Source organism: Bordetella petrii (assembly GCF_017356245.1).
In the GTDB taxonomy this organism is placed as follows: Bacteria; Pseudomonadota; Gammaproteobacteria; order Burkholderiales; family Burkholderiaceae_B; genus Bordetella_A; species Bordetella_A petrii_D.
This window is the reverse complement of sequence record NZ_JAFMZZ010000001.1, coordinates 2,131,876-2,144,536: the sequence shown is the minus strand read 5'-3', so window position 1 is coordinate 2,144,536 and position 12,661 is coordinate 2,131,876. Positions and strand designations below refer to the sequence as shown.

Genomic DNA, 12,661 nt, shown 5'->3' with positions numbered 1-12,661 from the left:
GTAAAGGAATCGCCATGGCACATGCCCCCATCTATGTCGTGGACGGTGCGCGCAGCCCCTTCCTGAAGGCGCGCAACGCGCCCGGCCCGTTCGCGGCGGCCGACCTGGCGGTACAGGCCGGACGCGCGCTGCTGCTGCGCCAGCCCTTCGCGCCCGGCGACCTGGACGAAGTCATCATCGGCTGCGCCGCGCCCTCGCCCGACGAAGTCAACATCGGCCGGGTGATCGCCCTGCGGCTGGGCTGCGGCAACCGCGTGCCGGGCTGGACCGTCATGCGCAACTGCGCGTCCGGCATGCAGGCGCTGGATTCCGCCATCGCCAACATCCACACCGGCCGCTCGTCGCTGGTGCTAGCCGGCGGGGTGGATGCCCTGTCGCGCGCGCCGCTGCTGGTATCCGACGACATGACCCGCTGGCTGGCGCGCTGGGCCGCGGCGCGCGGCGCGGGCGCCCGCCTGGCGGCGCTGCGCGCCTTTCCCTGGCGCGGCCTGGCGCCCGTCATCGGGCTGGTGAAGGGGCTGACCGATCCGGTAGCGGGCCTGTCCATGGGACAAACGGCCGAGAACCTGGCCACCCGCTTCGGCATCGACCGCGCCGCCATGGACGCCTATGCCGCGCGCAGCCACGCGCGCGCGCTGGCGGGCCGCGCGGCGGGCGCATTCAGCGAGATCGCGCCGCTGATCGACGCGCGCGGCACGCTGTACCCCGTCGACGACGGCGTGCGCGACGACTCCACCCCCGAGCGCCTGGCCAGGCTGCGGCCCGTGTTCGACAAGCCCTGGGGCAACATCACGGCCGGCAACAGTTCGCAGGTTACCGACGGCGCCGCCCTGCTGGTGCTCGCGTCCGAAGACGCGGTGCGGCGCTGGAACCTGCGGCCGCTGGGGCGCATCATCGATTCGCAATGGGCCGGCCTGGATCCGGCCCAGATGGGCCTGGGCCCGGTGCACGCCGCCACGCCCATCCTGCAGCGGCACGGCCTGGCGCTGAACGACCTGGATTTATGGGAAATCAACGAGGCCTTTGCCGCGCAGGTGCTGGGCTGCCTGGCCGCATGGGAAGATGAATCTTATTGCCGCGAGCACCTGGGCACCGGTGCGCTGGGCCCGCTCAACCCGGACCGGCTCAACGTCGACGGCGGCGCCATCGCGCTGGGGCATCCGGTGGGCGCGTCCGGCGCGCGCATCGTGCTGCATTTGCTGCAGGCATTGCGGGCGCGCGGCCTGCGGCGCGGCATGGCGGCCATCTGCATCGGCGGTGGCCAGGGCGGCGCGATGCTGGTCGAAACGGAGGCCAACCCATGAATACCGCAATGCCGCACGGCTGGCGCCATTGGCAGCTTGAACGCCGCACCGACGGGCTGGCCTGGCTGACCCTCGACCGGGCCGGGGCCGCCGTCAACGCCCTGTCGGCCGAGGTCATGGCCGAACTGGCCGCCGTGCTCGACGCCCTGCAGGCCGATCCGCCCGCGGGCCTGGTCATCCGCTCGGGCAAGGCCGCCGGCTTCATCGCCGGCGCCGACGTCGACGAATTCGCCGGACTGGACACGCCGCAGCAGGCGCAGGCGCTGGTCGAGCGCGGCTGGCACCTGTTCAACCGGCTGGCCGCCGTACCTTATCCCACCCTGGCGCTCATTCACGGCCACTGCCTGGGCGGCGGCCTGGAACTGGCGCTGGCCTGCCGCTACCGGCTGGCCATCGACCAGCCCGGCACCTCGCTGGCGCTGCCCGAAGTCATGCTGGGCATTTTTCCCGGCTGGGGCGGCATGCGCCGGCTGCCTGCCGTGATCGGCGCACCCGCGGCCCTCGACATGATGCTCACCGGCCGCCCGGCCGACGCCCGCCGCGCCGCCGCGCTGGGCCTGGTCGACGCGCGCGTGCCGGCGCGCCTGGCCCAGGCCGCGGCCGGCCAGCACGTGCGCAGCGGCAAGCCGCCGCGCCGGGCCCGCGGCGTGGCGGGCTGGCTGGGCCGCTGGCCGCTCAAGCTGCTGGTGGCGCGGCGCGCGCACCGGCAGATCGCCGCCAAGGATCCGCAAGGGCATTATCCGGCGGCGCCGGCCATCGTCACGCTGTGGTCGCGGCACGGCGGCAATGCGCTGCGCGCGCCCGACGTGGTGCAGCGCATTCTCACTTCCGACACCGCGCGCAACCTGCTGCGCGTGTTCCGCCTGCAAGAGCGCCTGAAGGCCTACGGCAAGCCGGCCGACGGCGCGCGGCCGATCGGCCACGTGCACGTGGTGGGCGCCGGCACCATGGGCGGCGACATCGCCGCGTGGTGCGCCCTGAAAGGCATCACGGTCACCCTGCAAGACCAGGATGCCGCCCGCATTGCGCCGGCCATCGGCCGCGCCGCCGGTCTGTACGCGCGCAAACTGAAAGACCCGCGCGCCGCGCGGGCCGCGTCCGACCGCCTTATTCCCGATCCGGACGGCGCCGGCGCGGCGCGCGCCGACGTGGTCATCGAAGCCATCACCGAGCAGGCCGAGGCCAAGCAGGCGCTGTACCGGGCGCTGCAGCCGCGCATGAAACCCGATGCGCTGCTGGCCACCAACACGTCCAGCCTGTCGCTGGCGGCCCTGCGCGACGGGCTGGCGCGGCCCGGGCAGTTGATCGGCATCCACTTCTTCAATCCGGTGGCCAAAATGCCGCTGGTCGAAGTGGTGCAGGCCGGCCCCGACGAACACGGCGCGCAGGCGCGCGCCTGCGCGTTCGTGGGCCAGCTGGGCAAGCTGCCCCTGCCGGTGCGCGACGCGCCGGGGTTCCTGGTGAACGCAGTGCTGGCGCCCTACCTGCTCGAGGCCATGCGCTGCGTCGATGCCGGCCTGGCGCCGGAAACCATCGACCGCGCCATGACCGATTTCGGCATGCCCATGGGCCCGCTCGAACTGGCCGACACAGTCGGCCTGGACATCGCCATGGCGGCGGGCCGCCAGCTGGCCGCACAGGATGAACCGCCGCGCTGCCTGGCCGACCGCATCGCGCGCGGCGACCTGGGCCGCAAGACCGGCCGCGGCTTTTATGCCTGGCAGGACGGCAAGGCGCGCAAGAACAGCGCCGGCGCGCCGCCGGCGGGCCTGGCGCGGCGCCTGGCGCAGCCGCTGATAGACCGCGCCCGCAAGCAGGCAGACGACGGCGTCGTGGCCGACGCCGACCTGGCCGACGCCGGCGTGATCTTCGGTACCGGCTTCGCGCCGTTCACCGGCGGACCGCTGCACTACCAGGCCACCGCCAGCCCGCCGACCGCAGCCGCCCACGCTGCTCCGGCCCCGCATACCCCATAACAACGCCACACATCGCAGCGAATCGGTTTTATCCCGCCTCTGGAGGAGACACACATGAAACAAGCATCGTTGGCATTGACCACGCTATCGGCCGCCCTGGCGGCCGGCGTCGCGGGCACGGTACACGCGGCGGGATTCCAACTGCTGGAGCAGAACGCCAGCGGCCTGGGCAACGCCTATGCGGGTTCGGCCGCGGTAGCGGAAAACGCCAGCACCATCTACTACAACCCCGCCGGCATGACCTACCTGCCGGGCTTCAACGTATCGGCCGGCGTCAATGCGATCCTGCCGTCGTTCAAGTTCCACGACAACGGCAACAGCCGCAATCCCGTCGCCCTGGGCGGCGGCGCCCCCACCGGCGGCAATGGCGGCGACGCGGGCAACCTTGGCGTGGTGCCCAATGCCTACTTTTCGTGGCAACTCGACGAAAAGTGGTTCGTCGGCCTGGGCGTGGGGGCTCCGTTCGGCCTGATGACCGAATACGACGACAACTGGGTCGGCCAATACCATTCCACCAAGTTCGACATCAAGACCGTCAACCTCAACCCGTCCATCGCCTACAAGGTCAACGACCAGTTCTCGATGGGCTTCGGCGTGAACTGGCAGTACATCGACGCACAGTACACCAAGAAGGTGGTGGTGCCGGTCATGCCGACGGGGCCGTTCCTGCCGGGCGACGCCGACCTGAACCTGGACGGCGACGCCTGGGGCTGGAACGCGGGCTTCATGCTGCAGCCCACCGAAGACACCCGCATCGGCCTGTCGTACCGCTCGAAGATCAAGCACACTGCCCGCGGCGACACCAAGATCGACGGCTATGCGCCCGGCCAGTCGCTGTCGTACGACGCCAAGGCTTCGGTCACCCTGCCCGACACGCTCATCCTGAGCGCCATGCACCGCCTGAACGAACGCTGGGAACTGCTGGCCGATGTGTCCTGGACGGGCTGGAGCAGCCTGCCGGAACTGAAAATCCACAACGACGGCGGGCCCACCGACACCCTGCCGCTGGATTTCCGCGATTCATGGCGCGTGGCGCTGGGCGCCAACTACCAATTCGCGCCCAAATGGAAATGGCGCTTCGGCGTCGCCTGGGACCAGTCCCCCGTGCACAACCCGGCCGACCGCCCCACCTCGCTGCCCGATACCGACCGCTGGTGGTTCTCTACCGGAGTACAGTATCAGGCAACCAAAGACACCCGCATCGACGTCGGCTATACGTATCTGTACCTGCGCGATGCCGACATCGACAACGATTCGGGCAATGCCTTGACCCGCGGACGCGTGGCCGGCGACTACAGCAGCAAGGGCAACATCCTGGGCATCCAGGTGTCCACCCGCTTCTGACGGCCGCAGCGCCATACCCGCAGCGCCCGCCCGCCGCCCCACCCCGGGCGGCGGGCCGCGCCGCCCACACAGGAGATCGCTTTGAGCAGCAAGTTCATCGTCAAACACGCCGCCGTCCTGGGCGCCGGCGTCATGGGCGCGCAGATCGCGGCGCACCTGGCCAATGCCGGCGTGCCGGTGATCCTGTTCGACCTGACCGCCAAGGAAGGCGATCGCAACGGCATCGCCAACAAGGCGCTGGCCGGCCTGAAAAAACTCGAACCGGCCCCGCTGGCCAGCCCGTCGCGCCTGGCGCTGATCACCCCGGCCAACTACGACGACCACCTCGATCGCCTGGCCGGCTGCGACCTGGTCATCGAAGCCATCGCCGAGCGCATGGACTGGAAAACCGCGCTGTACGAACGCATCGCGCCGCACGTGGCGCCCGGCGCCATCCTGGCCTCGAACACCTCGGGGCTGTCGATCGGCGAGCTGGCCGACGCGCTGCCCCAGGCGCTGCGCGCGCGCTTCTGCGGCGTGCACTTCTTCAACCCGCCGCGCTACATGCGGCTGGTGGAACTGATCGCCACGCGCCACACCCAGCCCGAAGTGCTCGACCACCTTGAAGCCTGGCTGACCACGCGGCTGGGCAAGGGCGTCATCCGCGCGCTGGACACGCCCAACTTCATCGCCAACCGCATCGGCGTGTTTTCCATCCTGGCGGCCCTGCACCACACGCAGCGGCTGGGCCTGGGATTCGACGAGGTCGACGCCCTGACCGGCCCGAAAATCGGCCGGCCCAAAAGCGCCACCTATCGCACCGCCGACGTGGTGGGCCTGGATACGCTGGCCCACGTGGTCGGCACCATGCGCGACAAGCTGCCCGACGATCCGTGGCACCCGCATTTCCAGCTGCCCGCCTGGCTGGCCGCCCTGATCGACAAGGGCGCGCTGGGCCAGAAAAGCGGCGCGGGCGTGTACCGCAAAGTGGGTAAAGACATCCTGGTGCTGGATCCGGCCGCCGGCGATTACCGCCCGTCGGCCGGCCAGGTGGCCGACGAGGTCGACGCCATCCTGAAGCAGCGCGACCCGGCGCAGCGCTTTGCCGCGCTGCGCGCCAGCCAGCATCCGCAGGCGCAGTTCCTGTGGAGCCTGTTCCGCGACATCTTCCACTACAGCGCGTTCCAGCTCGAGCACATTGCCGACAATGCCCGCGACGCCGACCTGGCCATGCGCTGGGGGTTCGGCTGGGCGCAAGGCCCGTTCGAAACCTGGCAGGCCGCGGGCTGGCAGGCCATCGCCGCCGCCGTAGCCGAAGACATCGCCGCCGGCCACGCCATGAGCCGCGCGCCGCTGCCCGCCTGGGCGCTCGATAGCGGCCGCGCCGGCGTGCACGACGCGCAGGGCTCGTATTCCGCGCGCAGCCAGGGCCAGCAGCCGCGCTCGGCACTGCCCGTCTACGCGCGCCAGCTGTTCCCCGAGCGCCTGGCGGGCGAGCCGCCGGCCGCGCGCGGCGCCACCTTGTGGGAAAACGAAGGCGTGCGGCTGTGGCACCTGCCCGAGATCGATGCCGGCATCGGCATTCTGTCGTTCACCTCGAAAATGCACGCCATCGGCAGCGAAGTGCTCGACGGCGTCTTGCAGGCGGTGCAACACAGCGAACAGGCGCTCGACGCGCTGGTGCTGTGGCACGAACCGCCCTTTGCCGTGGGCGCCAACCTGGCGCAGGTGGCGCAGGCCTGCGCCGCGGGCCAGTTCGACCTGCTGGAAGCCACCGTGGAAAAATTCCAGCGCGCCTCGCTGGCGCTGCACTACGCGCGCGTGCCCACCGTGGCCGCGGTGCAGGGCATGGCGCTGGGCGGTGGCTGCGAATTCCTGATGCATTGCAGCCACCGCGTGCTGGCCCTGGAAAGCTATATCGGCCTGGTCGAGGCGGGCGTCGGCCTGGTGCCGGCCGGCGGCGGCAGCAAGACGCTGGCGGTGCGCGCCGCCGCCCTGGCGGCCGCCACCGCCACGCCCGCCGAAGTCTTCCCGTACCTGCAGCCGGTGTTCCAGAACATCGCCACCGCGCAGGTCGCCAAGAGCGCGCTGCATGCCATCGACATGGGCTACGCCCAGGCCGGCGACACGGTGGTGTTCCATCCCGACGAACTGCTGTGGGTGGCGCTGCGGCAGGCCCGCGCGGCCGCCGACATCGGCCATGTTCCGCCGGCCCGGCCGCAGGGCATCCCGGTGGCCGGCCGCACCGGCATCGCCAATTTCGAAATGGTGCTGGTCAATATGCGCGAAGGCGGCATGATCAGCGCGCACGACTACAAAGTGGCGCGCAGCGCCGCCGTGGCGCTGTGCGGCGGCGAAGTCGAAGCCGGCACCCGGGTCGACGAAGAATGGCTGCTGGCGGTAGAGCGCCGCGAATTCGTGGCCCTGCTGCGCACGCCGGAAACCCAGGCGCGCATCCGCCACACGCTTGAAACCGGCAAGCCGCTGCGCAACTAGACACGAAGGAAGCATGATGAGCAAACAGATACAGGACGCCTACATCGTGGCCGCCACCCGCCTGCCGGTGGGCAAGCGCAACGGCATCTACGCCACCACGCGGCCCGACGACATGCTGGCCGCCGCCCTGCGCGCCGCGCTGGCGCAAGTGCCGGCGCTGGACCCGGCCCGCGTGGAAGACGTGATCGCCGGCTGCGCCATGCCCGAGGCCGAACAGGGCATGAACGTGGCGCGCATGAGCCTGCTGCTGGCCGGCCTGCCCGACGGCGTGCCGGGCGTTACCGTAAACCGCTTCTGCGCTTCGGGCCTGCAGGCGGTGGCCGACGCGGCCATGCGCATCCGCCTGGGCGCGGCCGACATCATGATCGCCGCCGGCACCGAGTCCATGAGCGCCATGCCCCAGATCATGGGCAACAAGGTGGCCATCAACCCCGAGATCTTCGCGCACGAAGAAAACCTGGGCATGGCATACGGCATGGGCCTGACCGGCGAGAAAGTCGCCGCGCAGTGGAAGGTATCGCGCGAAGACCAGGACGCCTTCGCGCTGGCCTCGCACCAGAAGGCCTGCGCCGCCATCGCGGCCGGGCACTTCGATGCCGAGATCACGCCGTATCAGGTGGTCAGCCACCTGCCGGGCGAAGCCGGCGCGGTGCGCACCGCCGAACGCCTGGCCGAACACGACGAGGGCCCGCGCCCGGACACCAGCGCCGAAGCGCTGGCGCGGCTGCGGCCGGTGTTCGCGGCGCGCGGCTCGGTCACCGCCGGCAACAGCTCGCAGATGTCCGACGGCGCGGCCGCCGTCATCCTGGTGTCCGAGCGCGTGCTGCGCGAACTGAACCTGGCCCCGCTGGCCCGCTTCGTGGGCTTTTCGGTGGCCGGCGTGCCGCCGGAAATCATGGGCATCGGCCCCAAGATGGCCATTCCCAAAGCTCTGGCCGGCACCGGCATCGCCCAGCAAGACCTCGACTGGATCGAGCTGAACGAAGCCTTCGCGGCCCAGTCGCTGGCCGTAATCCGCGACCTGGACCTGGATGCCTCCAAGGTCAATCCGCTGGGCGGCGCCATTGCGCTGGGCCATCCGCTGGGCGCCACCGGCGCCATCCGCACGGCCACGCTGGTGCACGGCCTGCGCCGCACCGGCGGCAAGTACGGCATGGTGACCATGTGCGTGGGCACCGGCATGGGCGCGGCCGGCATCTTCGAGGCGCTGTAGCGCCCGCGCCCGTGAAGCCGTACTGGTTCAAGCAGTTGCCGCCGGCATGGCGGGCCCGGCTGATGCGGGCGGGGTTCAACCTGCACCCCGCCTTCCGGGCCACCGGCGGGCGGGTCACGCACATTTCCCCCGACTTCCTGCACCTGCGCGTGCGGCTGCCGCTGGTCCGGCGCACGCGCAACATCGTCGGGTCGATGTACGGCGGATCGCTGTTCGCCATCACCGATGGCGCCCACCCCACGCTGCTGATGTCCGCGCTGGGGTCCGACGCCATCGTCTGGGACAAGGCGGCCACCATTCGCTACCGCAAGCCGGCCTACCAGACGCTGTACGCCGATTTCCGCATCGACCGCGCCGATATCGCCGCCATCCGTGCCGAACTGGCCAGCCGGCACGAGACCACCCGCGTATACGTGGTGGAACTCAAAGACGAGCACGGCGTGGTGTATGCCGTGGTCGAACGCACCGTGTATATCGCCGACAAGCAGTTCTACAAAACCAAGGCCCGCGCCGGCGCGCCGGACGATGCCCGCGGCGGCGGCGCAGCGCCCGGCGCCTGAGCGGCCCCCGGACGACGCTATGGAACGCATCTGGCTCGACAGCTATCCCCCCGGCGTCCCCGCCGAGATCGACATTTCGCCTTACCAGTCGCTGCTGGACATCCTGGACGACAGCTGCCGGCGCTTTGCCGGCCGGCCGGCATACACCAGCATGGGCGTCACCATCACCTATGCGCAGCTCGACCGCCTGTCGCGCGATTTCGCAGCGTGGCTGCAATCGCGCGGGCTGCGCCAGGGCGACCGGGTGGCGCTGATGCTGCCCAACCTGCTGCAGTATCCGGTGTGCCTGTTCGGCGCCCTGCGCGCGGGCTGCGCCGTGGTCAGCTGCAATCCGCTGTATACCGCGCACGAACTGGCCCACCAGCTGGCCGATTCCGGCGCGCAGGCCATTGTCATCGCCGAGAACTTCGCCCACACGCTGCAGCAGGCCCTGCCGCGCACGGCGCTGCGCCGCGTAGTGGTGACCTCGGTGGGCGAATTGCTGGGCCCGCTGAAAGGCCGCGCCATCGATTTCGCGGTGCGCCATGTCAAGCGCAAGGTGCCGGCCTGGTCGCTGCCCGGCGCCACGCCGCTGCGCCGGGCGCTGCGCGCGGGCCACGGCCTGCCGCTGCAGGCGCCATCGCTGACGCGGGCCGACCCCGCGTTCCTGCAATACACCGGCGGCACCACCGGCGTGGCCAAGGCCGCCGTGCTGACGCACGGCAACATGCTGGCCAACCTGTGCCAGGCGCACGCCTGGGTGCGCGGCCTGGTGCGCGAGGGCGAAGAATGCGTGGTGACGGCGCTGCCGCTTTATCACGTGTTCGCCCTGACCGCCAACTGCCTGACCTTCCTGAAACTGGGCGCGCGCAACCTGCTGATCGTCGATCCGCGCGACCTGGCGACATTCATCCGGACCTTGCGCAAGACGCCTTTCAGCGCCATTACGGGCGTCAATACACTGTTCTGCGGCCTGCTCAATCACCCGGATTTCGCCGGCCTGGATTTTTCCCGGCTGCGCCTGACGCTGGGCGGCGGCATGGCGGTGCAGCGCGCCATCGCCCAGCGCTGGCGCGAAGTCACCGGCGTGGCGCTGGCGCAAGCTTATGGCCTGACCGAAACCTCGCCGGCGGTCACCATCAACCCGCTGGACGTCGAAACCTTCACCGGCTCGATCGGCCTGCCCGTGCCCTCTACCGACCTGTCCGTGCGAGACGACGACGGCCGCGAACTGCCGCTGGGCGAAACCGGCGAACTCTGCGTGCGCGGCCCGCAGGTCATGTCGGGCTACTGGAAGCGGCCCGACGAAACGGCCCTGGTCTTCCATCCCGACGGCTTCCTGCGCACCGGCGACATGGGCTATGTCGACGAACACGGCTATGTGTTCCTGGTGGACCGCAAGAAAGATCTGATCCTGGTGTCCGGCTTCAATGTCTACCCCAACGAAGTCGAAGACGCCGCCGCCCTGCATCCGGGCGTGCGCGAAGTGGCGGCCATCGGCGTGCCCGACGAGCGCTCGGGCGAGGCCGTGAAGCTGTTCGTCATCCGGCGCGACCAGGCCCTGGACGCCGCCACCCTGATCGCCCACTGCCGCCAGCACCTGACCGGCTACAAAGTGCCCCGCCAGGTGGAATTCCGCGACGACCTGCCCCGCAGCCCGGTCGGCAAGATCCTGCGGCGCGAACTCAGGACGCCGACGGCGCCCTGAGGTACCAGACACCTGGTTGCCCACACCTGGCGGGCCAGGCCACCATTACCATTACTATGTGGGACACCATGAAACGCGTCCCCGTCCCCCTGAACCCGCTGCGCGCCTTCGAGGCCTCGGCCCGGCTGCTCAGCTTCACGCTGGCGGCCGAGGAACTCAGCGTTACCCAGGTTGCCATCAGCCGCCAGGTGCGCGTGCTGGAAAACTACCTGGGCGTCGAACTGTTCACGCGCGGGCCGCGCTCGATCCAGCTGACCGACGCGGGCGCCCGCCTGTATCCGTCGGTGGGCCGCGCGTTCGACGAAATCTCGCACGCCGCCGCGCTGGTCAGCCGGCGCAACCGCCCCGACGTGCTGGCCATCCAGGCCTACACCACCTTCGCGCAGCACGGCCTGATTCCGCTGCTGTCGCACTTCCACGAAAAATATCCCGGCATCGAAGTGCGCCTGTCGGCCTCGACCCAGGCCGTCGATTTCGCCCACCAGGACCTGGACGCGGCCATCCGCTCGGGCACCGGCCAGTGGCCCGACTACGAAAGCGATTTCCTGGCTCCCATCGAACTGCTGCCGGTGGCCAGCCCGCGCCTGCTGAAAGCCGTGGGCGGCCTGCGCGACGCCGGCGATCTGCGCCAGGTAACCCTGCTGCATTCGCTGGCGCGGCCCGACGATTGGGCCGCCTGGCTGCGCGCCGCCGGGTACGGCAACGCCGCCGGCCTGCGGGTGCTGAAATTCGAGAATTCCGCCATGGCCTACGAAGCCGCCATCCAGGGCGTGGGCTGCGCGATCGGCATCCGCGCGCTGGTGGAACGCTACTTGGCGTCGGGCGCCCTGGTGGCGCCGTTCTCGCTGACCCACACCCTGCCTGGCGGCTATTACCTGGTGCGCCCCAAAGGGCGCAGCGAGTCGCCGGCACTGCGCATCTTTCGCGCCTGGCTGCTCGACGCGCTGTTCCGCCCGCCCGCCGAAGCCCAACAATAAGTTGGCCTAGGGTGGACAAATTGTTGATTGTCCGCCCCGCCCGCGCTGTCCCACAATTTCGCTGCAGTTCCACTCTTTCGATGGAACCCGACGAACAAGGAGACAGCCGTCATGTCCGCTTTATCTATTCTGGCGCCCACCCGGGCCGCATGCAGCCGGCTGGCGCTGGCGCTGGCCGCCACCCTGGCCCTGGGCACGGCCCCCGCCCTGGCCGCCTTTCCTGATCATCCGGTCACGCTGGTGGTGCCGTTCGCGCCCGGCGGCGGCACCGACACCATCGCCCGCACCCTGGCCGAAGGCATGGGCAAAGACCTGGGCCAGACCGTCATTGTCGAGAACAAGCCGGGCGCCGGCACCGTGATCGGCACGCAATTCGTGGCGCGCAGCGAGGCCGACGGCTATACGCTGGTCATGGCCACCTTCGCGCACGCGGTCAACCCGTCGCTGTACAAGACCCTGCCGTACGACACCCGGCACGCCTTTGCGCCCGTGGCCCTGGTGGCGCATTCGCCCAACGTGCTGGTCGTCAATCCCAAAGAGCCCTTCAAGAGTGTGCAGCAATTGCTCGACTACGCCCGCGCCCATCCGGGCAAGCTGAACTACGGTTCGTTCGGCAACGGCACGTCTGCGCACCTGGCCGGCGAACTGTTCAAGAGCCTGGCCAAGGTCGACCTGGTGCACGTGCCCTACAAGGGCAGCGCGCCCGCGCTGAACGACCTGATCGGCGGCCAGATCGACCTGATGTTCACCACGGTGGCCAGCGTGGCGTCGCACATCAAGAGCGGCACCCTGCGCGCGCTGGCGGTCACGTCGGCCGAGCGCTCGCCCGCGTTTCCCGACCTGCCCACCCTGGCCGAAGCCGGCGTGCCCGGCTACCAGGCCGAAAGCTGGTACGGCCTGTACGCGCCGGCCAACACGCCCGACGCGGTGATCAAGCGCCTGAACGCCTCGGTGGCCAAGGCCGTGCAATCGCCGGCGTTCCAGCAGCGCGTCACCGACGAAGGCCTGATGGTCAACGTGGGCGCGCCCGACCAGCTGGCGAAATACGTCGAAGCCGAAGAAAAACGCTGGAGCCAGGTCGTGCGCGACGCCCACCTGCAGCAGAACTGAACCCCTTTTTATTCC

At 70.1% G+C, this 12,661-nt stretch carries 9 protein-coding genes; all 9 read left to right on the top strand.

All coding sequences use genetic code 11. From position 1 onward, the window contains the following. The first annotated feature begins 14 nt into the window (after nt 1-14). The gene (locus J2P76_RS10440; protein WP_207407000.1) at nt 15-1,304 is read left to right on the top strand and encodes an acetyl-CoA C-acetyltransferase; all 1,290 of its coding nucleotides are present in this window, start codon (nt 15-17) and stop codon (nt 1,302-1,304) included. After that, nucleotides 1,301-3,280, top strand: coding sequence for a 3-hydroxyacyl-CoA dehydrogenase NAD-binding domain-containing protein (locus J2P76_RS10435; RefSeq protein WP_207406998.1), 1,980 nt, complete (start codon nt 1,301-1,303; stop codon nt 3,278-3,280). The genes J2P76_RS10440 and J2P76_RS10435 overlap by 4 nt, the downstream gene beginning before the upstream one ends. A gap of 54 nt (nt 3,281-3,334) precedes the next feature. Next, nucleotides 3,335-4,624, top strand: a complete 1,290-nt coding sequence (locus J2P76_RS10430) for an OmpP1/FadL family transporter (RefSeq protein ID WP_207406995.1) — start codon at nt 3,335-3,337, stop codon at nt 4,622-4,624. 81 nt (nt 4,625-4,705) lie between these two features. Next, entirely contained in the window at nt 4,706-7,099 is a 2,394-nt protein-coding gene (locus J2P76_RS10425) for a 3-hydroxyacyl-CoA dehydrogenase/enoyl-CoA hydratase family protein (protein ID WP_207406986.1), read from the top strand. Between the two features lie 16 nt (nt 7,100-7,115). Next, nucleotides 7,116-8,312 (top strand): acetyl-CoA C-acyltransferase, encoded by a 1,197-nt coding sequence (locus J2P76_RS10420; protein WP_207409169.1) that lies wholly within the window; start codon nt 7,116-7,118, stop codon nt 8,310-8,312. Between the two features lie 11 nt (nt 8,313-8,323). Then, the gene (locus J2P76_RS10415; RefSeq protein ID WP_207406984.1) at nt 8,324-8,872 is read left to right on the top strand and encodes a DUF4442 domain-containing protein; all 549 of its coding nucleotides are present in this window, start codon (nt 8,324-8,326) and stop codon (nt 8,870-8,872) included. A gap of 19 nt (nt 8,873-8,891) precedes the next feature. Then, nucleotides 8,892-10,559 carry an AMP-binding protein gene (locus J2P76_RS10410; protein ID WP_207406982.1) on the top strand — a complete coding sequence of 556 codons (1,668 nt, stop codon included), beginning with the start codon at nt 8,892-8,894 and terminating at the stop codon, nt 10,557-10,559. Between the two features lie 68 nt (nt 10,560-10,627). After that, entirely contained in the window at nt 10,628-11,536 is a 909-nt protein-coding gene (locus J2P76_RS10405) for a LysR substrate-binding domain-containing protein (RefSeq protein WP_207406980.1), read from the top strand. A 111-nt stretch (nt 11,537-11,647) separates the two neighbouring features. Beyond that, nucleotides 11,648-12,646, top strand: a complete 999-nt coding sequence (locus J2P76_RS10400; protein WP_207406978.1) for a tripartite tricarboxylate transporter substrate binding protein — start codon at nt 11,648-11,650, stop codon at nt 12,644-12,646. The last annotated feature ends 15 nt before the right edge of the window (nt 12,647-12,661 follow it).